Annotated in this window: 26 protein-coding genes; 16 read left to right on the plus strand and 10 right to left on the minus strand. The window is 57.4% G+C overall.

From position 1 onward, the window contains the following. Positions 1 to 34 precede the first annotated feature (34 nt). The 5 genes from B9Z39_RS02210 to B9Z39_RS02230 are packed head-to-tail and all read left to right on the plus strand — an operon-like array spanning position 35 to position 3891. Entirely contained in the window at positions 35 to 529 is a 495-nt protein-coding gene (locus tag B9Z39_RS02210) for a cupin domain-containing protein (RefSeq protein ID WP_233248897.1), read from the plus strand. After that, complete coding sequence (locus B9Z39_RS02215) at positions 530 to 1255, plus strand: SDR family oxidoreductase (RefSeq protein WP_108300550.1); 726 nt, start codon at positions 530 to 532, stop codon at positions 1253 to 1255. Positions 1256 to 1278: 23 nt separating this feature from the next. After that, positions 1279 to 2073, plus strand: coding sequence for a short-chain dehydrogenase/reductase (locus B9Z39_RS02220; RefSeq protein ID WP_100145909.1), 795 nt, complete (start codon positions 1279 to 1281; stop codon positions 2071 to 2073). Positions 2074 to 2090: 17 nt separating this feature from the next. Continuing rightward, positions 2091 to 2885 carry an alpha/beta fold hydrolase gene (locus B9Z39_RS02225; protein ID WP_108300551.1) on the plus strand — a complete coding sequence of 265 codons (795 nt, stop codon included), beginning with the start codon at positions 2091 to 2093 and terminating at the stop codon, positions 2883 to 2885. 25 nt (positions 2886 to 2910) lie between these two features. Next, positions 2911 to 3891 (plus strand): tripartite tricarboxylate transporter substrate binding protein, encoded by a 981-nt coding sequence (locus B9Z39_RS02230; RefSeq protein WP_108300552.1) that lies wholly within the window; start codon positions 2911 to 2913, stop codon positions 3889 to 3891. A gap of 19 nt (positions 3892 to 3910) precedes the next feature. On the opposite strand, the gene purT is transcribed toward B9Z39_RS02230, so the two are convergent. Beyond that, positions 3911 to 5056: a formate-dependent phosphoribosylglycinamide formyltransferase gene (gene purT / locus B9Z39_RS02235; RefSeq protein WP_108300553.1), complete on the minus strand. Its 1146-nt coding sequence runs from the start codon at positions 5054 to 5056 to the stop codon at positions 3911 to 3913. Between the two features lie 241 nt (positions 5057 to 5297). Between purT and B9Z39_RS02240 the strand changes: the two genes are divergently transcribed. Further along, a complete protein-coding gene (locus B9Z39_RS02240; protein WP_108300554.1) occupies positions 5298 to 6800 on the plus strand; it encodes a Fic family protein in 1503 nt (500 codons plus the stop codon). A gap of 42 nt (positions 6801 to 6842) precedes the next feature. On the opposite strand, the gene B9Z39_RS02245 is transcribed toward B9Z39_RS02240, so the two are convergent. From B9Z39_RS02245 to B9Z39_RS02255, 3 genes are read right to left on the minus strand one after another with little or no spacing between them, the layout of a single operon-like run. Beyond that, positions 6843 to 7544 (minus strand): ABC transporter ATP-binding protein, encoded by a 702-nt coding sequence (locus tag B9Z39_RS02245; RefSeq protein ID WP_108300555.1) that lies wholly within the window; start codon positions 7542 to 7544, stop codon positions 6843 to 6845. Further along, complete coding sequence (locus B9Z39_RS02250) at positions 7537 to 8805, minus strand: FtsX-like permease family protein (protein ID WP_233248898.1); 1269 nt, start codon at positions 8803 to 8805, stop codon at positions 7537 to 7539. The genes B9Z39_RS02245 and B9Z39_RS02250 overlap by 8 nt, the downstream gene beginning before the upstream one ends. Further along, complete coding sequence (locus B9Z39_RS02255; RefSeq protein WP_233248899.1) at positions 8802 to 10034, minus strand: efflux RND transporter periplasmic adaptor subunit; 1233 nt, start codon at positions 10032 to 10034, stop codon at positions 8802 to 8804. Before B9Z39_RS02255 ends, B9Z39_RS02250 begins: the two co-directional genes overlap by 4 nt. Positions 10035 to 10079: 45 nt before the next feature. Between B9Z39_RS02255 and B9Z39_RS02260 the strand changes: the two genes are divergently transcribed. Then, a complete protein-coding gene (locus tag B9Z39_RS02260) occupies positions 10080 to 11552 on the plus strand; it encodes an RNB domain-containing ribonuclease (RefSeq protein ID WP_108300557.1) in 1473 nt (490 codons plus the stop codon). Here the strand turns inward: B9Z39_RS02260 and B9Z39_RS02265 are convergent. The 5 genes from B9Z39_RS02265 to B9Z39_RS02285 all read right to left on the minus strand — a co-directional run bounded on the left by B9Z39_RS02265 (position 11527) and on the right by B9Z39_RS02285 (position 14265). Next, entirely contained in the window at positions 11527 to 12321 is a 795-nt protein-coding gene (locus B9Z39_RS02265) for a 2OG-Fe dioxygenase family protein (protein WP_108300558.1), read from the minus strand. The two genes, B9Z39_RS02260 and B9Z39_RS02265, sit on opposite strands and share 26 nt — an antisense overlap. Before the next feature lie 28 nt (positions 12322 to 12349). Beyond that, positions 12350 to 12556: a hypothetical protein gene (locus tag B9Z39_RS02270; RefSeq protein ID WP_100145895.1), complete on the minus strand. Its 207-nt coding sequence runs from the start codon at positions 12554 to 12556 to the stop codon at positions 12350 to 12352. Beyond that, positions 12553 to 13080 carry an AAA family ATPase gene (locus B9Z39_RS02275; protein ID WP_108300559.1) on the minus strand — a complete coding sequence of 176 codons (528 nt, stop codon included), beginning with the start codon at positions 13078 to 13080 and terminating at the stop codon, positions 12553 to 12555. The genes B9Z39_RS02270 and B9Z39_RS02275 overlap by 4 nt, the downstream gene beginning before the upstream one ends. 91 nt (positions 13081 to 13171) lie before the next feature. Then, a complete protein-coding gene (locus B9Z39_RS02280) occupies positions 13172 to 13606 on the minus strand; it encodes a cupin domain-containing protein (RefSeq protein WP_100145893.1) in 435 nt (144 codons plus the stop codon). Between the two features lie 2 nt (positions 13607 to 13608). After that, a complete protein-coding gene (locus B9Z39_RS02285) occupies positions 13609 to 14265 on the minus strand; it encodes a glutathione S-transferase family protein (protein WP_108300560.1) in 657 nt (218 codons plus the stop codon). Between the two features lie 119 nt (positions 14266 to 14384). Between B9Z39_RS02285 and B9Z39_RS02290 the strand changes: the two genes are divergently transcribed. The 7 genes from B9Z39_RS02290 (at position 14385) to B9Z39_RS02320 (ending at position 20012) form a co-directional block, all read left to right on the plus strand. After that, on the plus strand, positions 14385 to 15605 hold the full coding sequence (locus B9Z39_RS02290) for a polyhydroxyalkanoate depolymerase (protein WP_108300561.1): 1221 nt from the start codon (positions 14385 to 14387) through the stop codon (positions 15603 to 15605). A gap of 157 nt (positions 15606 to 15762) precedes the next feature. Then, positions 15763 to 17145, plus strand: a complete 1383-nt coding sequence (locus B9Z39_RS02295; protein WP_108300562.1) for a CmpA/NrtA family ABC transporter substrate-binding protein — start codon at positions 15763 to 15765, stop codon at positions 17143 to 17145. A 6-nt stretch (positions 17146 to 17151) separates the two neighbouring features. Further along, entirely contained in the window at positions 17152 to 18015 is an 864-nt protein-coding gene (locus B9Z39_RS02300; RefSeq protein ID WP_100145885.1) for an ABC transporter permease, read from the plus strand. Positions 18016 to 18036: 21 nt separating this feature from the next. Then, on the plus strand, positions 18037 to 18840 hold the full coding sequence (locus B9Z39_RS02305) for an ABC transporter ATP-binding protein (RefSeq protein ID WP_100145883.1): 804 nt from the start codon (positions 18037 to 18039) through the stop codon (positions 18838 to 18840). Positions 18841 to 18878: 38 nt separating this feature from the next. Next, positions 18879 to 19322 carry a cyanase gene (gene cynS, locus B9Z39_RS02310; RefSeq protein ID WP_108300563.1) on the plus strand — a complete coding sequence of 148 codons (444 nt, stop codon included), beginning with the start codon at positions 18879 to 18881 and terminating at the stop codon, positions 19320 to 19322. A 122-nt stretch (positions 19323 to 19444) separates the two neighbouring features. Further along, positions 19445 to 19669 carry a type II toxin-antitoxin system prevent-host-death family antitoxin gene (locus B9Z39_RS02315; protein ID WP_108300632.1) on the plus strand — a complete coding sequence of 75 codons (225 nt, stop codon included), beginning with the start codon at positions 19445 to 19447 and terminating at the stop codon, positions 19667 to 19669. After that, entirely contained in the window at positions 19662 to 20012 is a 351-nt protein-coding gene (locus tag B9Z39_RS02320; RefSeq protein ID WP_108300564.1) for an antitoxin Xre/MbcA/ParS toxin-binding domain-containing protein, read from the plus strand. The genes B9Z39_RS02315 and B9Z39_RS02320 overlap by 8 nt, the downstream gene beginning before the upstream one ends. Before the next feature lie 210 nt (positions 20013 to 20222). Here B9Z39_RS02320 and B9Z39_RS02325 read toward each other — a convergent pair whose 3' ends face one another. Continuing rightward, a complete protein-coding gene (locus B9Z39_RS02325; protein WP_108300565.1) occupies positions 20223 to 20465 on the minus strand; it encodes an AbrB/MazE/SpoVT family DNA-binding domain-containing protein in 243 nt (80 codons plus the stop codon). Between the two features lie 247 nt (positions 20466 to 20712). Here B9Z39_RS02325 and B9Z39_RS16850 point away from each other — a divergent pair, with 247 nt between their 5' ends. Then, the gene (locus B9Z39_RS16850; RefSeq protein WP_146183259.1) at positions 20713 to 21642 is read left to right on the plus strand and encodes a retron St85 family effector protein; all 930 of its coding nucleotides are present in this window, start codon (positions 20713 to 20715) and stop codon (positions 21640 to 21642) included. After that, positions 21639 to 22589: a retron St85 family RNA-directed DNA polymerase gene (locus tag B9Z39_RS02330; RefSeq protein WP_108300566.1), complete on the plus strand. Its 951-nt coding sequence runs from the start codon at positions 21639 to 21641 to the stop codon at positions 22587 to 22589. Before B9Z39_RS16850 ends, B9Z39_RS02330 begins: the two co-directional genes overlap by 4 nt. The last annotated feature ends 109 nt before the right edge of the window (positions 22590 to 22698 follow it).

Below are 22698 nucleotides of genomic sequence, written 5' to 3' on the forward strand. Positions count from 1 at the left end.
TTTTTTTTTTGCTATTCACTTTCAGAGTTGTTCCATGACCGACCCCACCCAGCCTCCGATGCAACAAGTTACCGTTCAAAACGCCATGCGCGCCTTGGGCGAATGGCCTGTTCAAAAATTCCATGTCTCGCACCTGGCCGATGCCGAATTCAAGGGCGATGGCCTGCGCCCCTACGTGGTCTACCGCGACCTTGGGGCCAAAGAAGCCACGGGTGGCTTGGTGGATGCCCACGTGAATGCACGTGGCCGCCCGTTTGACCAAGAGGCGGTGAGCAAGCGCCACATCCACGACGTCAAATTCCAAATGGTCTATGTCTTGAAAGGCTGGAGCCGTGCCGAGTTTGAAGGCCATGGCGAGCACATGATGGTCGCGGGCAGTTGCTGGATTCAACCCGCTGGCATCAAGCACACCGTGCTGGAATATTCGGACGACCTGGAAGTGCTGGAAATCATCATCCCCGGCACGTACGACACCTACAACGTCGAAGACATTCCGGTGGGCCATCCCGCTCACGCGGGGGCCAAGTAAATGGCGGGTCGACTCAGCGGCCGTTGGGCCTTGGTCACCGGAGCCAGTGCCGGCATCGGCCACGCCACCGCCTTGGCGTTGGCACGCGAGGGCGCGAACCTGATCGTCACCGGTCGGCGCGACGCCGAGCTACAGGCCCTGTGTCAGGCTTGTCAGGCCCTGGGCGTGCAAGCGCAGGCCATGGTGGGTGACTTGCAAGACGAAGCCTTTGTGCAGGCCTTGGCCGCCGCGTCTGCGCAGGCCGATGTCTTTGTCAATAACGCGGGTGTGTTGACCTATGCACCGTTGGTGGAACTCACCCCCGCGCAAGTGCACGCCATGTTCAACGTCAATGTGCTGGCCAGCATCCGCATCAGCCAGCTGGTGGGCGCCAACATGGCAGCACGCGGGCATGGACACATCGTGGTCATGACCTCGCTGTCGGCGCGCAACATCAACCGTCTGTCGGCGGTGTACGGTGCCACCAAGCACGCCATGTCTGGCATTGCCAAAGGCTTGCGCATCGAGCTCAAAGGCCAGGGCATCAAGGTGACAGAAATTGCCCCGGGCATGGTCGACACCGCGATTCGCGATGGCAATGACCACCCCGAAGCCATTGCCGCCGTCACCTCGCGCACCTACGCGCCGCTGACGCCCGAAGACGTGGCCGACTCGGTGGTCTACGCCGTGTGCACGCCCGACAACTGTTGCCCCGACTTGATCGAGCTGCGCCCCACGCGCGCTTGATGGGTGGAACCAGAAAGCTCTCCATGGATTTACAACTGGCTGGACGCACGGTCTTGGTCACCGGTGCCTCGCGGGGTATTGGCCGCGCAGTGGCCGAAGCCTTTGCCGCAGAAGGCTGTGCCTTGCGCTTGGTGGCACGCAGCGCCGAAGGTTTGCAAGCCTTGCAACACGACCTCAGCACGCGTTTTGGTGTTGAGGTGCAAACCTTGGCACTCGACTTGGCGCAAGCCGGTTCCGTGGAGCGCATGGTGGAAGCCTTTCCCGAGGTCGACGTGGTCATCAACAACGCCGGGGCTACCCCGCGTGGTGATGTGGTCGAACTCGACGACGAGGCCTGGCGCGCGGGCTGGGAACTCAAAGTGTTTGGCTACATCAACACCACCCGCGCTTACTACCGCCGCATGCGTGCGCGTGGCAACGGGGTGATCCTCAACATCATTGGCCTGGGCGCGGAAAAGCTCGACCACAGCTACGCCGCAGGTTCCACCGGCAACGCCGCCTTGGTGGCCTTCACGCGCTCGGTGGGCAGCATCAGCTTGGACTTTGGGGTGCGCGTCTTGGGCGTCAACCCCGGTTGGGTGGAAACCGACAAAGCCATTGCCTCGTTGCGCCGTCGCAGCCAGGAAGGCTGTGGCGACCCCGAGCGTTGGCGCGAAGCCTTGGTGGGACACCCCGGTGGTCGGCTGATTCAGCCGCGTGAAGTGGCCGACATGGTGTGCCTGCTGGCCTCGCCGCGCGCCAGTGCGGTGTGCGGCACGGTGGTGTCCATCGATGGCGGCTATGGCGCACGCGCCTATCCCAAACCCGCAGCGTTTTAATTTTCAGGAGGGCTGATATGCCGCAAGTCCAAGTCGGTGACATTCAGATGAACTACACAGTGCAAGGCGAGGGCGAGTGGTTGGTCATGGTCGGTGGCTATGCCAGTGGCAACTGGTCATCCTGGGGGCCGCAGCTCAAGCGTGCGGCGCAAGACTTCAAGGTGCTGGCGTTTGACAACCGAGGCATTGGCGGCACCGATGCGCCCGACATGCCCTACACCACCCACATGCTCGGGGCCGATGCCTTGGGGTTGATGGATCAGTTGGGCATCGAGCGCGCGCATGTGTTGGGTAAATCTTTGGGCGGTGCCATTGCGCAGCAGATGGTGTTGCAGCAGCCCCAGCGCGTGCGCAGCCTGGCCATGACCTCCACCTTTGGCAAGCTGGGCCCACGCGGGCAAGACATGGTGGGCTGGTGGTTGGGCTCGGCCCAAGCCATGGGGGTGAACCGTTGCTTCTTGGCCGGTCTGTTGACCTACTTTTACAGCGAGGCGTACTACGCGCAGCACCACGACAAAATCCATGCCTCGATCGACGCCATGCTGCAAGTCAACCGTCCCTTGCACGGCTACCTGAACACCGGCCACGCCTTGCTCACGCACGATGTGATGGACCGACTCGGCGAGATCACGTGTCCGACACAAATTTTGATTGGCAAGAACGACATCATCACCACCGTCGAGCACAGCCGGGCCTTGGCGGCAGCGATACCGAACGCCCAATTGCGGGTGTACGAAGACACCTGGCACGGCTTCATGAGCGAACGCCCTGAGGCGTTTGAAGCAATGTTGCAATTTTTCAAACAACACTGAGCGCCACACGCCTAGGAGACCCTCGATGAAAGCCATTTCCTCATTGCGCTTGACGCGTCGCCTGCTGTGCCTGTTGGGCAGCAGCGTGTTGGCGTGCAGCGCTTTCGCGCAAACCTGGCCCACCAAGCCCATCAAAGTCATCTTGCCGTTTGCCGCAGGTGGCGGTGGTGACACGGTGATGCGCCCCATCTCACAAAAACTCGCTGAGGCTCTGGGCCAGCAAGTGGTGCTCGAAAACATCCCCGGCGCGGGCGGGGCCTTGGGCATGCGTGCTGCCATTCGTGTGCCCACCGATGGCCACACCTTTGTGATGATCTCCAACACCCACGCCATCATCGAGACCTTGCAGCCCAATTTGGGCTACGTGACCTTGAAAGACTTTGTGCCCGTCACCTACATGGCCTCGTTGCCCTTGGTGCTGGTGGTCAACCCGAACTTGCCCGTCAAGACCACGCAAGAGCTGCTGGCCTACGACAAGCAACACCCGGGCAAGCTCAACTACGCGTCGTCAGGCAGCGGCACCATCTACCACCTGGTGACCGAGCAGTTCAAGTACATGACGGGCAGCCAGATGACCCACGTGCCCTACAAGTCGAGTGCGGTGGCACGCACCGACGTGATCAGCGGACAGGTGGATTTGATGATCGATGGCTTGGCCACCATGAAGCCCTTCATCGAGTCGGGTCGCGTGCGTGCCCTGGGCGTGGGTGCGGCCACCCGCCATCCGCATTTGCCCAATGTGCCGCCGGTGGCCGATGCCGTGCCGGGCTTCAACGAAGACGCGTGGGTGGGCATGATGGCGCCTGCTGGCACGCCGCAGGTGGCGGTGGACCGCTTCAGCGCCGAGATTGGCAAGCTGTTGGCCAACCCCGAAGTGCGCAAGCTCTACGCCGACCAGGGCATGGGGGTGCAAGGCAGCACGCCCGCTGCGTTTGGGCTGACCGTCAAGAACGACATCGACAAATGGGCCTACATCATCAAAACAGCCAAAGTCAAAGCGGACTGAGCATCGCGCTCCGAGGTGTTCACTGCGGCGTGCAGTGCACCGTGATCTTGGCGGCAGCCGCCCGCGCACGCGCCAAGGCGTTGCTGTTTTTGGCCAGTGCCACCGCCATGCGGCGGTAGGGGCGGGTGGTGGGCTTGCCAAACAAACGCACATCCACACCGGGTTCGCTCAAGGCCTCGGCCACACCAGTGAAGGTAGGGGCCGTGCCGTTTTGGGTGGCCAGCACCACGGCGCTGGCACCTTCCACGGTGTCGATCTGCGGAATAGGCAAACCCAAAATCGCACGCGCGTGCAGGTCGAACTCGCTCAGGTTCTGGCTGATCATGGTGACCATGCCGGTGTCGTGCGGACGCGGGCTGAGTTCGCTGAAGATCACTTCGTTGTTCGTCACGAAAAACTCCACGCCAAACAAACCTGCACCGCCCAAGTCAGAGGTCACCTTCTCGGCCATGTCTTGGGCTGCTTTCAGGTAGGCGGCGGCCATGGGCTGGGGCTGCCAGCTGTACTGGTAGTCCCCGCGCTCTTGCACGTGGCCAATGGGGGCGCAAAACAGGGTGGGCCCGCTGCGTTGGCGGATGGTGAGCAGGGTGATTTCAAAGTCAAACGCGATGAACTCTTCGACGATCACTTTTTTGCGGTCCCCGCGCATGCCTTGGCAGGCGTAGTCCCAGCTGGCTGCAACGTCCGCCGCCGTTTTGGCCACGCTTTGGCCTTTGCCCGATGAACTCATGACCGGTTTGATCACCACCGGAAACCCAATCGCCTCGGCCTGTGCCAACAATTCTTGGGCCGACTCGGCGTAGCTGAACTTGGCGGTACGCACGCCCAGACCCACGGCCACGTCGCGGATGCGGTCACGGTTCATGGTCAGGTTGGCGGCGCGTGCGCTGGGGATGACTTCAAAGCCTTCTTGCTCCACCTCCAGCAGCACCTCGGTGCGGATGGCTTCGATCTCGGGCACGATCAAGTCGGGTTGGTGCTGGGCAATGGCGGCGCGCAAGGGCGCTTCTTCGAGCATGTTGAACACGCAACTCTCGTCGGCCACTTGCATGGCGGGTGCGCCCGCGTAACTGTCGCAGGCCACCACGTAGCAGCCGAGGCGTTTGGCGCTGATGACAAACTCTTTGCCGAGTTCACCCGAGCCGAGGAGGAGGATTTTTTTCATGGTGCGTGTCTGAAGAAAAGATCAAACGCGAATTATTGACGGCAGTGTTCAGGCCCTCGTATACAGAACTCAGAACCCCGGCTTCTTGGGCTTATCCATGAATGGATAGTTGCTGGGTTCAAGACACCCTCGCCACCGCGCCCCAGCTTTGGATTCAGGTGTTGGCTGCCGTTTGTCTTGTGACTTAAAAAAACGACATAATCACAAATCAAAATCAAAAAAAGCGACAATCTACTTCGTCATGGCCGTCTTAACCCCGAAATTTGCGACAAACGATGCATCTCTGCTCCTGTATGCCGAGCTGGACGAGGCCGCCATTCGCACGGTGCAACGGCAGCTCAAAGCGGGTCAGCTGGTGCGCATTTTGCCGGGCATGGTCAGCGCCAGTGCGCCCGATCAATGGCCTGCGCTGGTGGCACGCGAGCGGTGGCGGGTGCTGGCTGCCTTGTTTCCGCAGTCGGTGTTGGCCTACCGCAGTGCGTTCAATGGTGGCTTGCCTGAAAACGGTGAAATTCACCTGAGTGGCAGCTACCGCCGCGATGTGGAGTTGCCAGGGCTCAAAGTCGTGTTGTGGAAGGGGCCGCCGCCAGCGCCAGGTGACCTGCCGATGCAAGGGCGCGAGATTTATTTTCCATCACTGCCGCGCATCTTGTTGGAAAACCTCACGCCCAGTCGCGGCATTCGGCCAAAAGCTGTAGGCAAAGCGGCTGTTGAACAACGCTTGCTGGCCATCTGCGATGCCAGGGGTGAACATGCGCTGTCTGATCTGCGTGAGCAGGCGCGTGTACTGGCCCAGCAGTTGTTGTTGTTGAAAGAGTTCGACATCTTGGACGAGATGGTAGGCAGCATCTTGGGCACACGTGCCTCCCAGCTGGTCACCCCAGAGGGCAAGGCTCGTACGGCGGCTGTGCCCTACGACGCAGACCGCGTGGCCTTGTTCGAGCAGTTCGCTGCCCAGTTGCGCAGCACCCCATTGCAGCAAGCGCCAGCGGTGGCATTGACCGAGCAAGCCCGTACCCATCTGGCTTTCTTGGAGTCTTACTTCAGCAACTTCATTGAAGGCACCGAGTTTGAGGTGCAAGATGCCCGTGGGTTTGTGTTGCAAGGCCAGCCCATCTTGGAGCGACCCCAAGACTCGCACGACATCTTGGGTGTGTTTCACCAAGCGCGTGACATGGGCTGGGCCAATCAAACATTGGCCGCAGGAGACGCGGTGTTGACGCAACTGCGCGAGCGCCATACACACCAAATGCGCGAACGCCCCGAAGTGTCGCCGGGTGAATTCAAAGACAAACCCAACCGTGCGGGCAACACCGAATTTGTGTCGCCCGCCTTGGTGCGCGGTACTTTGTTGCAGGGGTCGCAATTGCTGCCTACCGTGCCAGCAGGCATGGCGCGTGCGCTATTGGCCATGTTTGTGGTGACAGAGGTGCACCCGTTTGCTGATGGCAATGGGCGTTTGGCCCGCTTGGTCATGAACGCCGAACTCTCGGTGGTCAATGCTTGTCGAATCATCGTGCCCACCTTGTTTCGCGAGGAATACCTCGACTGCTTGCGTGTGTTGACGCGCGATGGGCAGGCGCAACCCCTCATGTCGGCCATGCAACACATCCAACAATGGACAGCTGCCTTCAATTACAACGACCTAGATGAAGTGATCACCCAAATGACCGCCTGCAACGCTTTTGAGCGCTCGCGCAGCCAGTTCAAGTTGCTGTTTCCAGCCCCCACCAAAGTAGCCTGAGCCTGCCTGTGCAAGGTGACGGGCTGTGTCTGCGTTGATTTTTTACACCACCCGACCGTCCACCACCTGAATCGTTTTGTCGCAACGCCTGGCAAGCTCGGGGTTGTGGGTGACAAAGAGCACCGTGGTGCCTTGCTCTTGGCTCACGCGACGCAGCAGGTCAAACACCGCATCGGCGCTTTTGGTGTCGAGGTTACCCGTGGGCTCGTCGGCCAGCAGCAAGGTGGGGTTCATGGCCAGCGCGCGTGCCACCGCGACACGCTGCTGTTGTCCGCCCGACAAGCTGCCCGCAGGCTGGTGTGCCCACGCGCTCAAGCCCACTTTGTCCAGCAGCTCGGCGGCGCGCGCTTCGATCTGGCTGTTTGCAAAACCGGCCTCGCCCAGCAAGGGCATCATCACGTTCTCTTGGGCCGTGAAGGCATTGAGCAGGTGGTGGTGTTGAAACACAAAACCAATGGCGTGGCCACGCAAGCGCGTCAGGGCATGGTCGTCCAGGCCTGTGGTTTCTTCACCGCCAATGGCCAGCTGGCCTTGGGTCGGGCGATCCAACAAGCCAATGATGTTGAGCAAGGTGCTTTTGCCCGAGCCCGAAGGGCCCATGACGGCGCAAAACTCGCCGCGCTCCAGCGACAAGTCAATGTGATGCAAGATTTCAATCTCGTTGGGCTGCCCCACGTTGAACGATTTGCACACGTCGCGCAGCTGCACAACTTGAGGGGTGGGCGATGCGTTGGCCTTATCCACGGATGGCCACCACCGGGTCTAGGCGCGCGGCGCGCATGGCGGGTGCGAACGAGGCCAGCAGCCCCGTCACGGTGGCCAGCAACAAGGCGGTGGCAAACATCAGCGGCTCCAAGCTGACGGCAAACATCACCGTGCCATCGGGGTTGCGTTGGACTTGCTGCCACACCACCATGCCGAGCGAGCCCAGCAGCGAACCCACCACCGCGCCGCCCAAGCCCAGCAAACCACCTTGCAGCAAAAAGATGCGCAAAATTTGTCCGCGTGTGATGCCCATGGCCCGCAGGATGCCGATCTCGCGCGACTTTTGAACCACCGACACCACCAGCACACTGGCAATGCCAAAGGCCACCGACAGCCCCACAAACACCCGAATGGCGGTGTTGGCCGTGGTTTGTGCGCTCACCGCGGTGAAGAACTGTTCGTTGGTTTTGATCCAGCTGTCGGCTTGCACACCCGTGAGCGCGGTGATGTGGCGCGCCACCAGCTCGGCAGCGTACACGTCATGCACGGTCACATCCAGCGCCGACACGCCGCCGGGCAAACCCAGCAGGCTTTGGGCAGAGCGCAGCGCCATGAGGGTGGTGCGGGCGTTGGCCCCTTTGTTGCCCAAATCAAAAATGCCGGTGATGGTGAGTGTGTTGGCGCTGCCACTGGCGGCGGTGACTCTGAGCTTGTCGCCCACCGACACACCCAAGTCGCTGGCGAGTTCAGTGCCAATCAAGATGTCGTTGACGGTCAGGCGTGCGCTGCCACGCACTATTTTTTCGGGCATGGGCACGATGCGAAAGTACAACTCGGGCTCGATGCCCACCACGCTGATGGCACGGCTCGCATCGCCTCGCACCACCAAGGCCGAGCCATTCACCGCGGGCGACACCACGTTCACTTCAGGCAGGGCCTTGATTTGTGCTGCCACGCTCTGCCATTGGTCAATGCTTTTGAGTCGCTGCAAAGGCGACTGCACGATGCTGCCCTCGATGGTCTGCGGGTCTGCACCGCGCAGGGCACGGGCCACTTCTTTGGGCGGCAGCAACTGGATGTGGGCCTGACCTGTCAACACCCGCTTGACGAAGTTGGCTTGCAAGCCGCTGAGCAGGGCAGACATGAACACGATCACGCCCACCCCAATGGCCACACCGCCAATGATGAAGGCCGTCTGCACCCGACCTTCGCGCAAAAAGCGCAGCGCGACCAGCCATTCAAACGGCATCCAGCGGGGCAGCACAACGGCTGGGTTTAGCGAGCGCGTGTCTGCACTCATTTCGCCACAAGGGTTGAGACGGGCCGTACCCGGGCTTTGTCGTTGACCGCAAGGGTGGCGGTGGCCAACACTTGGTCACCGGCTGCCAGCCCTTCGCGCACCTCACTCAAGCCCTGGCTGCGCAAGCCCAGCAGGATGGGGCTGCGAACCGCTTGTCCTTTGACCACCTTCAGCACCCAAGGGGCGTTGGTGTCGAGGTCGTGTACGGCCTCTGTGGGCACCAACACCGCTTGGCTGCGTTGGGCCACTTCAATGTCCACCGACACCGTCATGTCCTGTCGCAAATAAGCCGGGGCTTGTGTGACGTGCAGTTTGACCTCTACCGACCCGCGTTGTGCATCTACGCCTGGGTTGATGTACACCAGCTCCGCCGTGAAGCGTTGGTCTGGGTAGGCATCGGCTGAGACCTGGGCCGTTTGCCCTATCTTCAACAAATTCAAGTGCTTCTCGTCAATTTGCACCACCAGCTGTGTTTCACCTGCGGGGGACAGCACCATCAACACCTTGCCGGGCTGCACCGCGTCGCCTGGCTCGACACTGCGTGCAATCAAAGTACCGGCTACGGGTGCGAGTACCTTGCTGTAACGCAAACGGGCCCGTGCCAGCTCTGCGCCTGCTTGCGCTTGTGACAGGGCCGATTCGGCCACTGCCATGTCACTGCCGCCCGCGCGTGCGCTGTTGAGTTGTTGCTGTGTGCTTTTGAGCTGCGAGCGCATCACCTGCTCGGCGCGTGCAGACTCGTCCAAGGCGGCTTGGCCAATGAAACCTTTGTCAAACAAATCTTGTGTGCGTTGCAAGGCACGTGTGGCGGCATCTTGGTTCACCTGTGCCTGGTGCATGGCCTGTTCAGCCAACGGCGCTTGCACTTCGCGCAGTTGGCGCAGCTTGGCTTGCGCTTGCGTTACCGCCAGCTCGGCTTGTCGAACACTGGCCACCAGTTCCGCGTCTTCCAGCTCAATCAAAGTTTGCGCGGCCTGCACGCTTTGGCCTTCGTTCACTGGCACGGCCTTGACGGTGCCGGTGATTTGCACACCCAGCTCCACACGGTGTGGGCTTTCGATGCGGCCGCTCGCCACCACAGTTTGTACAAAGTCGCGTTGCACCACCACCACCACAGGCGTTTGAGGCCCCAAGAACCAGCGCTGGCCACCCCACAGGGCCGCAGCTAACAGCGCCAGTCCCACAACAATTTGAAATCGGTGAGAACGCAAGTTTTGGAGCAGGGACATGGTAAAGACCATGATACGCCCGCATCCAACAGCTACATTCGCCGCATGAGTTCCAAACATTTTCCCGGTCGTTCTGAGTTGTCGTTCATTGCGGAGCAAGCCATGCTGGAGCGTGGTTTAGAGCCCGAGTTTCCACTGGCCGCCTTGCACGAATTGCAGGCCATGACGCATGCCGGGCAAGACAGCGACCCGCGTGTGGTCGACCTCACAGCCTTGGCTTGGTGTTCGCTGGACAACGACGACTCGCGTGACCTGGACCAACTCACCGTGGCCGAGCCGCTGCCCAATGGCGACACCAAAATTTATGTGGCGGTGGCCGATGTGGATGTGCTGGTGCCCAAAGGCTCTGCGCTGGACGCCCACGCCAAACACAACACCACCTCGGTCTACACCTCGACGCGTGTGTTTCCCATGCTGCCCGAGCGCTTGTGCACCGACCTCACGTCGCTCAATCCCCACGAGGAGCGTTTGGCTGTGGTGGTGGAGATGGGCATCAACCGCGATGCCGACATCACCTACCACAAGCTCTACCGTGCCAAGGTGCACAACAAGGCCAAGCTGGCATATGACGCGGTGTCAGACTGGATCGAAGGCGATGCCGATCTGCCCGAAGCTGCCCAACTGGTGGCGGGTATGGATGCGCAATTGCACCTGCAAGACAGCGTGGCCCAGTTGCTGCGTGCACGCAGACATGCGCAGGGCTCGTTGGAGTTTGAAACCCTGCAACCCCATGCTGTGTTTGAAGGCGAGCGCGTGGTGGCCATTCGCCAGCAAGTGCAAAACCGTGCCCGTCAATTGATTGAAGAATTCATGATTGCCGCCAACACCTGCACCGCACACTTTCTGGCAGAGCACGGCCATGCGTCGTTGCGCCGTGTGGTGCGCTCACCAGAGCGCTGGCAACGCATCGTGGCTTTGGCCGCCACCTACGATGAACAGTTGCCCGCCGACCCCAGCTCGGCGGCGCTGGAAAAGTTTTTGGCCAAACGCCACCGGGCCGACCCGGTGCGTTTTCCTGATTTGTCGTTGGTGATCGTCAAGCTCATGGGTTCGGGCGAGTACGTGGTGGAGCACCCCAAGAGCGAAGCCATTGGCCACTTTGGCCTGTCGGTGCGCGACTACACCCACTCCACCGCACCCAACCGCCGTTACCCAGACTTGGTGACACAGCGCATGCTCAAGAGCTTGTTGATGCAGGTACCTGCGCCCTACAACACCGCCGAGTTGGAAGCCTTGGCCTTGCATTGCACACGCCAAGAAGACGCGGCACGCAAGGTGGAGCGGCGCATGCGCAAATCAGAAGCGGCGTTGATGCTGACGGGCTACATCGGCCATGTGTTTGACGCCGTGGTCACTGGCAAAACACCGAGCGGTACTTGGGTGCGTGTCTTCACGCCACCCGTGGAAGGCATGCTCACCTCTTACACCCACGACCATGACGTGGGTGAGTTCTTGCGCGTCAAGCTGACCCACACCAACGTTGAACAAGGCTTCATCGACTTTGCGACGGTGCGTTGACCGCAGCCTTGGCTTCTTCCAAAAACGTGTCTTGCTTGGCGGTGAGCACCAGCGTGTCGCGGTAGCCGCCTGCCTGGGTGGGTTGAATCGGCGTGGTCTCGTGAATCACCCGTGCGTCGTCGAGCAGCAGCAAAGACCAAGGCTCTTGCAAGGTGAAGCGTTCGCCTGTGGTGCCACGCGCGTCAAACACGCGGGTCTCACCCCCTTTGATGTCTTGTCGGTGCAGCATGAACACGCCCACCAAATCCACCCCGTCGCGGTGGGCGCCTTCGGGGGTAGGGCGGCCAATGCCATCGGTGGTGTCGATGCGAAACTGATGTGCCTCAATGCATTGCACGGGCGGCGTGTGGGCCGCCGTGTTGTCGGCGTGCAATTGAATCGCCGTCTGTGCAAAAGCACGCAGCAACCGCAGCCAGGGGGCTGAGGTAGCCACCTCGGCGGGCATGGGTTCAAACCAGCGCGTCATACCGCCATGCAAGGCGTTGTAGGTCAAGGGTTGCCAGTGCGCACGGTGCGCGACTGGCGACACCACATCGTGCGCAAACGTGAAAGACGCGTGCCGGCGTTTGCGATAACGCCCACCATCTTTCAAATACGGGTCTGCCGGCATGCCATGCCAGCTTTGGGCGATCGCATTCAACTCGTCCAAGGTGCAGTGTGCCCAGGCACACACACTGGCGGCGCTCAAGATGGCATAGCCCGTGGTCTTGAGTTGTTGTGACAGTTGCGGCAGGGGAGAGGCTTGGGGGAGGATGTCAACAGGTGTCATGTTGGGGCCATCCTACCAATCGGCAGATTCAGTGCGGATGTCGCTGCTTCTCTTGCGCGCGCATTTTGATCAACTCGGCAGCGGTAATGCGCACATCTTTGCCGTTGATGGATACAACGATGCTGGTGTCGGTCTTGATGGCCACGTCTTGTGCAGCGCGTGCAGCACGTTGCATGGCAGCGTAGGAGCCAGCTAAATCTGGGTCTGTGGAGGTACGAATGTCTTTGGTGTTCATTGGGGGCTCCAGTCAATCAGTTGAGGCTCAATGCCAGAGTTGTCGTAAAACGCCCATGAGTCAACAGCACGACTATATCTGTTGTGAAAGTTGTCAAGCCCAGACTTGAAACGCCGACGAATCACGTCTTCGGGGATGTGATGGCCCCCTTGAGCAACACGGTTGGCCACTCTGGACACAGCGATTTCCGCTGTTGGTAAAGACAAAAACCAAAGCTTCACCTGAAACCCCAGTTGCCGCCAAACAGCAACTTTGTTGAGGTAGGTCAGGCCTGAGAGAGTGGTTTCAAAGGCAAAGCTTTTGCTTGCCAACACACACTCATCAATCTCTTCCAGCATCAAGCGACCCGCCTTGAGTGCTGCTGATTCAGGATTGAATGGAGCCAGTCCTGCCGCAATCAGATCGGCATTTATAAACCTCAGTGTTTGGGCTTCAGCAGGAAGAAAGTTGCGTGCAAATGTGGTCTTGCCCGCGCCATTAGGACCCGCAATGATGATGATTTTTTTTGAATCGTGGATGACCATTCATCCATTTTGGCATGGCGCGCTAGTGGGCTGTTCATCTCAGCAAACCATGAAACAGCCCTACTTGGGTCACAACAAACAATATGATTTTTTATTTCCAAGGCGTCACACCCGGCACCTCACACGGCCCTTCAACGGGCACCGACTCAAAGTCTGCCGGACCCACAATTTCCAGGTACTCCATGTCGGGCGAGTAGTCGAACAGGTAGTGCACGATGCCTGGCTTTTGGTGCACGCAGTCGCCTGCTGATACCAAGGTGGGTTGGTCACCGTACATGAAGCGGGCCCAGCCTTTGAGCATGATGACAATTTGAAACTCGGCCACGTGGTAGTGCCAGCCGGTGCCGTTTTCGGGCGGCATATTGGCTTTGGCAATATGGGCAATGACCTTGCCGTGGGTGGCTTTGGCCACACCGAGGTCGCGGTACACAAAAAAGTCACGCAGGCCCCCGGGCAAGAACTGCGTGTCGTTGGGTTTGATGTGCGAAAAATCGGTCTGGCTGTCGTAGGCGAGGGTCGTGCTCATGGTTAAAACTCCACTTCAAGTTCTTCGATGTCGTCTGGCTCGGCAATTGCGGCTGCCATCCACTCCTTGATCTCTGGCATTGACAAAATTTGGTCACAGTAGCGTTCGCACACCGGGTCGAGTGCAATGCCATAGGTCTTGAAGCGCATCACCACGGGCGCAAACATGGCGTCGGCCAATGTGGGTTTTTTGCCGAACAGGTAAGGGCCTTTGTAGGTGCTCAAACAGTCACGCCAGATGAAGAACACGCGGTCCATGTCGAGCTGCGCTTTGGACCACACCTTGAAGTTTTTGAAGTGCGCTTTGATGTTCATGGGCAGCGAGGCACGCAGTGCAGAAAAGCCCGAATGCATCTCGCCGCAAATGGACCGGCAATGTGCACGGTGCACCGCGTTGGTTGGCAGCAGGCCTGCTTTTGGTGCGATCTCGTTGAGGTATTCGCCAATCGCCAAGGTGTCCCACACCTTCGCGTTGCCGTGGTTCAAGCAAGGAACCAAGATCGAGGGCGAGAGCAACAGCAACTCGGCGCGTGCGTCCACGTTGTCAGTGGCCACGGGCACTTCCGAGAAGGGAATGCCTGCGAGCTTGACCATCAGCCAGCCTCGCAAAGACCAAGACGAGTAGTTCTTGCTGCTGATGGTGAGCGTGGTCTTAGCCATGAATGCCAATCGGTAAAGTTGCCAAAGTGACATCACGTTCGCAATAAATATGCCACCAGTGGCACGGCTCTTGCACTTGGCTCTGTGTTCACACACCACGAGGCAGCAGCCTGCAATTCATGATCTATCACAACTACCAGATGGCGGCCAACCTGGCCGACCCCGTGCGCCAGTTCGCTGCGCAAGCACGCGAGATCAGCATGAAGTGGTTCGATGGCAAGCCCGCCACGCCCTTGCAACGCATGACCGCGTACTACGAACAAATTGCTCTGATGGGCTTCACCCACGCCCGCCCCAACTACAACATCTTGCCCGTCCAAGACCTGCAAGGGCAGACACACGCCATTCAAGAAGAGCGGGTGTATGGCACCCCGTTTTGTGACCTGCTGCGCTTCAAGCGCGAAGACCAACACGACTTGCCCAAGCTGCTGTTGGTGGCGCCCATGTCGGGCCACTTTGCCACCTTGTTGCGCGGCACTGTGCAAACCTTGGTGCAAGACCACGAGGTGTACCTGACCGACTGGCGCAACATCCGTGACATTCCCATGAGCGAGGGCGAGTTCGGCTTGGACGAATACATCGAACACATCATCTGGTTCATGCAACACCTCGGCCCCAATGCGCACCTGATGGGCGTGTGCCAACCCACTGTGGCGTGCTTGGCCGCCACCGCCTTGATGGCGCAAGATCGCCACGAATGCCAGCCCGCCAGCCTGACGCTGATGGCCGGGCCCATCGACACCCGCATCAACCCCACCAAGGTCAACGACCTGGCCAAAGAAAAACCCATTGAATGGTTTGAAAAAAATCTGATTGGCATGGTGCCCTTGCAGTTCAAGGGGGTGGGGCGGCGTGTGTACCCGGGCTTCATCCAGCTCATGGCGTTTTTGAACATGAACCTCAGCCGCCACCGTCAATCGTTTGCCACCTTGTACGAGCACCGCTTGAATGGCGACCATGAAAAAGCCGATGTCATCCGCGACTTCTACCAAGAGTACTTCGCCATCATGGATCTCTCGGGTCCGTTCTATTTAGAAACGGTCAAGCATGTGTTCCAAGACCACCTGTTGCCCAAGGGCGAATTGACCTACCGGGGACGTGCGTTGGAGCTGGGGGCCATTCGTAAAACTTTTCTGCTCACCGTCGAAGGCGAGCGTGACGACATTTGTGGTCAAGGCCAAACCTTGGCGGCACAAGACCTGTGCGCCATGCTGCCGGCTTACCGCAAGACGCACCATCTGCAAGCTGGTGTGGGCCACTATGGGGTGTTCAGCGGCAAGCGCTGGGACGCGCAAATCTACCCGGTAGTGCGCAACATGATTCAGTCGGCACAAGGCTGACATTCACCACGACGAGGCGCGCCCGCTTGTGTCTGGTGCGCAAAACGCGTGACATGGTGCGTGAAGTGCGCTTTCATGCGCTATGGCAGTGCGCGAAGCTTACATTTTTCTGGCGCGGGGCTTGCATATCAGAGGTACATCAACTTTGAGGTGCCCCATGTCCCATTTGCCTGACGACACATCTTCCAGCGCTTACGACCCCTACAACGCAGAGCGTCCCTTGCTCATGCGTTGTGCCTGTGGCCAAGACCACGCGCCCAACCAGCACATTCAAGTGGCCAGTTCGGTGGAAGAGGCCGGGCGTCAATTCATGGAAGCGGCCTTGGTCAAGGCCTTGTTTCCGGTGGACGGTGTGCGTCGTGGCTTCTTGAAAGCGGTGGGGGCCAACACCGCACGCGCGGCCATTGCCTCGGTATTGCCACTGGGCGCTTTGCAGGCCATGGCCCAAGACAAAGGTGCGTTGGAGAAGAAAGACCTCAAGGTGGGCTTCATTGCCATCACCTGTGCCAGCCCGTTGATCATGGCCGAGCCCTTGGGCTTTTACAAAAAAGAAGGCCTCAATGTGCAGCTCAACAAAACCGCAGGTTGGGCCTTGATCCGCGACAAGATGATCAACAAAGAGCACGACGCCAGCCACTTTTTGTCGCCCATGCCTTTGGCCATGAGCATGGGCCTGGGCAGCACGCAAATGCCCATGAATGTGGCCAGCATTCAAAACACAAACGGCCAGGCCATCACCTTGCACGTCAAGCACAAAGACAAACGCGACCCCAAGAGCTGGAAGGGCTTCAAATTTGCTGTGCCGTTTGAGTACAGCATGCACAACTTCTTACTGCGCTACTACTTGGCAGAAAACGGTTTGAACCCCGACACCGATGTGCAAATCCGTGTCACCCCACCGCCTGAGATGGTGGCCAACTTGCGCGCGGGCAACATCGACGGCTTCTTGGGCCCCGACCCATTCAACCAGCGCGCGGTGTACGACGAGGTGGGCTTCATTCACATCCTGTCCAAAGAAATTTGGGACGGTCACCCTTGCTGCGCCTTTGGGGTGAGCGACGCCTTTATCCAACAAAACCCCAACACCTTTGCCGCGCTCTACCGTTCGGTGCTGACCGCCAGCTTCATGGCCAGCCAGGCCAAAGACCGCGAGTTGATTGCCCGTGTGATCGCGCCCACCCAATACCTCAACCAACCCGAAGCCGTGTTGATGCAGGTGTTGACCGGCAAGTTTGCCGATGGTTTGGGCAACATCAAAAACGTGCCCGACCGCGCCAACTTCGACCCCATCCCTTGGCAGAGCATGGCGGTGTGGATGCTCACGCAAATGAAGCGCTGGGGCTACATCAAAGGCGATGTGAACTACAAGCAAATTGCCGAGAAGGTGTTCTTGCTGACCGAGGCCAAAAAGCAAATGGCACTGGTGGGCTTCAAGCCGCCAGAAGGCGCGTACAAAAAGTTCAAGGTCATGGGCAAAGAGTTTGACCCGGCCAAGCCCGATGACTACGTCAAGAGCTTTGCCATCTCCAAGATGGGCTGATCGCGCATGAATTCGCTCAACTTCAAAGCCCGACTCATCTCGGTGCTCATCTTCTTGTTGTGTCTGGGCGTGTGGTCACTCGCCACCATGGAACGCAAAGTGGGCCCTGGCCAAAACCCTGCAGGCATGACCGCCGAGCAGGCGGAGTACCTCAAGATGATGGGCAAAGACCCGGGCAGCACCAAGACCAACGGTTTTCCCACGCTCACGCAAATGGGCGAGACCATTTGGAAACATGTGTCTGACCCGGTGTACGACAACGGCCCCAACGACAAAGGCATCCTCATCCAACTGGCCCACTCCTTGGGTCGGGTGGGTCTGGGGTTTGTGCTGGCCGCTTTGGTGGCCGTGCCGCTGGGTTTTGTCATTGGCATGTCGCCGCTGCTGCGCTTGGCGTTTGACCCGTTCATCCAGGTGCTCAAGCCCATCAGCCCCTTGGCGTGGATGCCGCTGGCGCTGTACACCATCAAAGACTCGTCCATCAGCGGCATCTTTGTGATCTTCATCTGCTCGGTTTGGCCCATGCTCATCAACACAGCCTTTGGCGTGGCCTCGGTCAAGCGTGAATGGCTCAATGTGTCGGCCACGCTGGAGGTGTCGCCCCTGCGGCGCGCCTGGTGCGTCATCTTGCCCGCTGCTGCGCCCACCATATTGACGGGCATGCGCATCTCCATGGGCATTGCGTGGCTGGTCATCGTCGCCGCCGAGATGCTGGTGGGAGGAACCGGCATTGGTTACTTTGTCTGGAACGAGTGGAACAACCTGTCGCTCACCAACGTCATCTTTGCCATTGGTGTCATCGGCATCGTGGGCATGTTGCTCGACATGGCCTTTGCTCGCTTGCAGCAAGCCGTCACCTATGTGGAATAAACCCCAGCGAAAGAAAACCCTGTGCAAGACTTTCTGAAAATTGAACAACTCGAAAAGCGCTTTGTCGCCGACCGACCGGTGTTTGCCGACGTGTCGTTCAACATCGCGCAAGGTGAATTTGTCTGCATCATCGGCCACTCGGGCTGTGGCAAGACCACCATCTTGAACGTGTTGGCAGGTTTGGACCAAGCCAGCGGCGGCCACGTGTACATGAACAACCGCGAGGTGGTGGGCCCCAGCCTGGACCGAGGCGTGGTATTTCAAAGCCACGCCCTCATGCCCTGGCTGACGGTGCGCAAAAACATTGCCTTTGCGGTGAAATCGCGCTGGCCCGAATGGAAGGCCCCCAAGGTCAATGTGCATGTGGAAAAGTTTGTCGAACTCGTGGGCTTGCGCCACGCCATCGACCAAAAGCCCTCTCAGCTCTCAGGCGGCATGAAGCAGCGCGTGGGCATTGCACGTGCCTTTGCCATCCAGCCGCGCATGCTGCTGCTCGACGAGCCCTTTGGTGCCTTGGACGCGCTCACGCGCGGCACCATCCAAGACGAACTCATGACCATCGTGCGCGAGACGCAGCAAACCGTGTTCATGATCACCCACGACGTGGACGAGGCCTGTTTGCTGGCCGACCGCATCTTGCTCATGCACAACGGCAGCGACACCCCCAACGGCTATGTGCCGGGTGGTATTTCTGAATCGGTCACCAACCCCTTGCCACGCGACCGCACCCGTGCTGGCCTGCACCACTTGCCTGGCTATTACGAGCTGCGCAACCACATCGTCGACTTTTTGGTGGCACGCGCCCATGTGGGCCCCGCCCATTGATCTGTTTTTTTTCTGTACCTACCTAAGAGGAGCTTTTTATGAACCGCAACGACATCACCGAAAAAATCATGACCGTCAAGGTCTCCAAAGGCATCAAATGGGAAGACGTGGCCCAAAAAGTAGGCCTGTCCAAAGAGTGGACCACCGCCGCTTGCCTGGGCCAGATGACGCTCGATGCCAAGCAAGCCAAAATCATTGGCAAGATCTTTGGTCTCAACGCCGAAGAGCAAAAGTGGCTGCAAGTGGTGCCCTACAAAGGCTCGCTGCCCACCCCCGTGCCCACCGACCCACTGATTTACCGCTGGTACGAAATCGTCAGCGTGTATGGCACCACCATCAAAGAGTTGATCCACGAAGAGTTTGGTGACGGCATCATGAGTGCCATCGATTTCTCCATGGACATCGAACGCACCGCCGACCCCAAAGGCGACCGCGTGAACGTGGTGTTGTCGGGCAAGTTCTTGCCTTATAAAACTTATTGAGTTTGGGTTGTGGCGAACCTTGGCAGGGGAGGGTAATCTCTCCTCTGCATGTACTTGCAGAGGCTCAATGTTGTAACGAGCCTGCATTTGGATTCGTGTTCAGATCAATGGGAGACGCCGCCATGACCAACACCACTTTTTCAAGCTGTGAATTCAACCATGGTGTGAGCCGTGCCAAAAGGGCGACGCAGAACGGTCCCGTATTCATCACGGATCGCGGCAAGCCCGCATATGTTTTGCTGCGCTTCGAGGACTACCAGCGCCTGACCAAACAGCGCCGCAATATTGCCCACGCACTCGCCATGCCAGGCGCTGCTGACATTGAATTTGAGCCCACTCATGCCTAAAGCCATGGTTCTTGGCAAAGCGACGATTCAGGCCGCTCATGCGTTGGCGATCTCGAATGCGGCGTTGGCTCGGGTGATCGGATTGAGCGAGCCCACCATCAGTCGCATTGCCAGTGGCGCGCGGGGCATTGATCCTGTGTCGAAGGCAGGTCAACTCGCTTTGCTGTTGGTTCGTGTGTTTCGTTCTCTGGATCCACTCGTGGGTTCAGATTCAAAGAAACGACTTGATTGGCTGCGCAGCCACAACAAGGCTTTGAACGGAACACCCGCTGTGTTGATCGAGACCCCTTACGGTCTGGTCACCACGCTGTCGTATCTGGATGGGATGAGAGCGGCTGCTTGATGTCACCAGCGTTATGACACTCTGATTTCGCGGCGGCAACACCCCTGGCATCTGGTACGGAGCAGATCACGAGAAAAGGTGACGTTTTCTAACGGTTGTGTTCGATTTGATTTCAACGAATGAGCAGGTTCGTTCAATCAGGCAGTCTGCAAAATCAGCCTTCGCGTCATCTTGTATGTGTATCGCATCAAGACATAGTGTCTAGGCAGCTCATCGCGCTGTTGCGCCACGCTTTGCGATGGCTTTGTTCATGTCGTCAATTGAGACTTTACGGGTGGGCCGACCAAACATGCCTTTGAGGTTGGCGATGTTTTGAGTGGCGGCCACAAGCTCATAGCGGCCAGGTGCGAGCTGAATGAATTCGATGCGATCACCGGCATCAACCTTGAGGTCATGGCGAACCTCGGCGGGGATGGTGATTCGTCCTTTGCTGGTGAGGGTGACGATTGTCATCTTGATCCTTTTAGCTTGCTCTTAGGTAATGCGTTGAGTGTGTCCATACAAGGCGTATTGCAGAGCTCGTCTGCTCAGCAGTTTCCAGTAGTACACTTAAGTAGTCACTTAGCTGAACCGCAGTCGAGGTTCTGTGCCGGGCGTACAGCCAGGCCGATGGCATTGACCGACATCGTCAGGCGAATCCCTCGGGGTTCGCCTAGCGTCGAACCCCGAGGGATTCGCCTCGTCCAAGTAGGTGGCATGCTTGCAGATTGTAAAAAGCAACACTGCATTTGATTTGCCTCGAGAAAAGCTAAGAAATTACTTTTCTCGAGGCGATCTTTTCTTTTCTCGTGACACTCATTTGTGCTTCGCGTGTGGCTCTGCGGAAGAAAAAAATTTAAAAACTGGAGACCCTAGTCTCAGAGCACTATTCATCAAACACGTTTTAGAGCGCAAAGATGACAAGATCGTTTGTGTACGTGCGGAGACGGCAGCAACAGAATTGCTCAGACAAATTGATGAGAGAGGTCAAAATATTTCAGAATTTGAACGAGTAATTGCTGAAACTGTTAATAGCGTTCTAATCTTCCCTGAAAGCCCTGGTTCATTCGCTGAACTTGGCTACTTTTCCGCGCATGAAAAGATTGCTCGAAAAACCTTGGTGGCTGTACTACATGAACATCAATCTAACTCTTTTATCAATCTCGGCCCGATACATGCAATCTCTAAATTGAGCATTTTTTCGCCAATTCCTTATGTATTAGTTACCCCGCTTAATGAGCAAATGCCACAAATCGTAGAAAAATTACTTGGGGAGTCTCAAAAGAAGCGTGCTTATCGGGAACGTTTTGAACTGCAAACATGGAAGTCCTATAACTCACGTCATCAACTTGCCATTTTGGATGAGATTATTGATTTAGTAGGCGCAATTACTGAAGTAGATTTGAGACAGGCAATCACTGAGTCGTTCGGGGCGTATGACATTTCAACGATACGCTTACAGCTAGCAATATTGGTCGCTAGCCGCCGTATTGTTCGAAATGACAACGGTGATATTTTTTCTTGCGTCCGTCATTCTCAATTTATCGAATCAACAGTTACAGATCGGTTAGATTTGAAAGCAGCATGGCGGCGTGCTTATGAAACTCACGACCCATCCGTATTGATTGAATTAGACGGGGTGAGCAAATGACTCGGAATGATTTGATCTTTGCTTTGGCTAAGCTTCTTCGAGCTTCGCATGAGGACATTCAAAAACTTATCCTGACTGCTCCGTATCAGTACAAGCATTACAAAATTAAAAAAAGAACAGGCGGCTACCGAGATATTTACCATCCAACTGCGTCTTTGAAGGCTGTTCAGCGTTGGTTAGTTTCTAACTGTTTCCTCCATCTGATGATTCACCCCTCAGTGTTCTCTTATCGTGAGGGCGTAGGAATTCGTCAGCATGCATCACAACATTTGCATTCAAATTTTTTGCTGAGAATAGATTTCAAGGATTTCTTTCCTTCAATTGATCAATCTTGGGTCCTAGACTTTTTCTATCAAGAGGTAAATGCAGGACGACTGCCTATTCAACTTGAGACAGTTCCTACGCTTGCAAGGCTAGTTTGCCGATTTGCAAAGGAAGAAAAAACAATGGCCCTTAGCATTGGTGCGCCATCTTCACCTTTGTTATCAAATGCGATGTTATTCGCTTTAGATCAGGATATGGATGAATATTGCAGGGCACATGACTGTGTATATACACGTTACGCGGATGATATTTATATATCGACAAAGCATCCAAATATTTTGTCTGGCATCAGAGATTTGCTAACCTCAAAAATCTTGGAGTTCACGCCCAAGCTCGTTATCAACGATAAAAAAACAATCAACGTTTCTAAAAAAATAAAAAGAGTTGTTACTGGTTTAATTCTTACACCCGACCGCCAAGTCTCATTGGGGCGGAATTTGAAAAGATCAATTAAAACCAAAATTTATCTTTTTACTCATGGACAGTTGCCTGTAGACGAAGTCGAGCACTTAAGAGGGCTAGTTGCGTACGCAAGTGACGCAGAGGCTGTTTTTTACGATGCACTAATTCATAAGTTTGGTAGTGCCTCTATAGATAGACTGCTAAATAGGAAAAAAAATTAATTGTCGTTTGCGCTGTATTGATAACTTAACGAACCAAAGGAACTTGCTTGTTTCTTTCGGTACCAGGGCTCATCATTCTTTGATTAAATATTTTGAGCAGCCTTCAACC

The organism is Limnohabitans sp. JirII-29 (assembly GCF_003063395.1).
Lineage (GTDB): Bacteria > Pseudomonadota > Gammaproteobacteria > Burkholderiales > Burkholderiaceae_C > Limnohabitans.

What these genes read in the sequence shown, in the direction of transcription:
- B9Z39_RS02250 (WP_233248898.1), bottom strand. Translation starts at nt 8,805, where the DNA reads ATGAGTGCAGACACGCGCTCGCTAAACCCAGCCGTTGTGCTGCCCCGC.
- B9Z39_RS02315 (WP_108300632.1), top strand. Translation starts at nt 19,445, where the DNA reads ATGACCAACACCACTTTTTCAAGCTGTGAATTCAACCATGGTGTGAGC.
- B9Z39_RS02295 (WP_108300562.1), top strand. Translation starts at nt 15,763, where the DNA reads ATGTCCCATTTGCCTGACGACACATCTTCCAGCGCTTACGACCCCTAC.
- B9Z39_RS02330 (WP_108300566.1), top strand. Translation starts at nt 21,639, where the DNA reads ATGACTCGGAATGATTTGATCTTTGCTTTGGCTAAGCTTCTTCGAGCT.
- B9Z39_RS02210 (WP_233248897.1), top strand. Translation starts at nt 35, where the DNA reads ATGACCGACCCCACCCAGCCTCCGATGCAACAAGTTACCGTTCAAAAC.
- B9Z39_RS02290 (WP_108300561.1), top strand. Translation starts at nt 14,385, where the DNA reads ATGATCTATCACAACTACCAGATGGCGGCCAACCTGGCCGACCCCGTG.
- B9Z39_RS02240 (WP_108300554.1), top strand. Translation starts at nt 5,298, where the DNA reads ATGGCCGTCTTAACCCCGAAATTTGCGACAAACGATGCATCTCTGCTC.
- B9Z39_RS02325 (WP_108300565.1), bottom strand. Translation starts at nt 20,465, where the DNA reads ATGACAATCGTCACCCTCACCAGCAAAGGACGAATCACCATCCCCGCC.
- B9Z39_RS02255 (WP_233248899.1), bottom strand. Translation starts at nt 10,034, where the DNA reads ATGTCCCTGCTCCAAAACTTGCGTTCTCACCGATTTCAAATTGTTGTG.
- B9Z39_RS02275 (WP_108300559.1), bottom strand. Translation starts at nt 13,080, where the DNA reads ATGGTCATCCACGATTCAAAAAAAATCATCATCATTGCGGGTCCTAAT.
- B9Z39_RS02265 (WP_108300558.1), bottom strand. Translation starts at nt 12,321, where the DNA reads ATGACACCTGTTGACATCCTCCCCCAAGCCTCTCCCCTGCCGCAACTG.
- B9Z39_RS02215 (WP_108300550.1), top strand. Translation starts at nt 530, where the DNA reads ATGGCGGGTCGACTCAGCGGCCGTTGGGCCTTGGTCACCGGAGCCAGT.
- B9Z39_RS02260 (WP_108300557.1), top strand. Translation starts at nt 10,080, where the DNA reads ATGAGTTCCAAACATTTTCCCGGTCGTTCTGAGTTGTCGTTCATTGCG.
- B9Z39_RS02280 (WP_100145893.1), bottom strand. Translation starts at nt 13,606, where the DNA reads ATGAGCACGACCCTCGCCTACGACAGCCAGACCGATTTTTCGCACATC.
- purT (WP_108300553.1), bottom strand. Translation starts at nt 5,056, where the DNA reads ATGAAAAAAATCCTCCTCCTCGGCTCGGGTGAACTCGGCAAAGAGTTT.
- B9Z39_RS02230 (WP_108300552.1), top strand. Translation starts at nt 2,911, where the DNA reads ATGAAAGCCATTTCCTCATTGCGCTTGACGCGTCGCCTGCTGTGCCTG.
- B9Z39_RS02270 (WP_100145895.1), bottom strand. Translation starts at nt 12,556, where the DNA reads ATGAACACCAAAGACATTCGTACCTCCACAGACCCAGATTTAGCTGGC.
- B9Z39_RS02285 (WP_108300560.1), bottom strand. Translation starts at nt 14,265, where the DNA reads ATGGCTAAGACCACGCTCACCATCAGCAGCAAGAACTACTCGTCTTGG.
- B9Z39_RS02225 (WP_108300551.1), top strand. Translation starts at nt 2,091, where the DNA reads ATGCCGCAAGTCCAAGTCGGTGACATTCAGATGAACTACACAGTGCAA.
- B9Z39_RS02320 (WP_108300564.1), top strand. Translation starts at nt 19,662, where the DNA reads ATGCCTAAAGCCATGGTTCTTGGCAAAGCGACGATTCAGGCCGCTCAT.
- cynS (WP_108300563.1), top strand. Translation starts at nt 18,879, where the DNA reads ATGAACCGCAACGACATCACCGAAAAAATCATGACCGTCAAGGTCTCC.
- B9Z39_RS02300 (WP_100145885.1), top strand. Translation starts at nt 17,152, where the DNA reads ATGAATTCGCTCAACTTCAAAGCCCGACTCATCTCGGTGCTCATCTTC.
- B9Z39_RS02220 (WP_100145909.1), top strand. Translation starts at nt 1,279, where the DNA reads ATGGATTTACAACTGGCTGGACGCACGGTCTTGGTCACCGGTGCCTCG.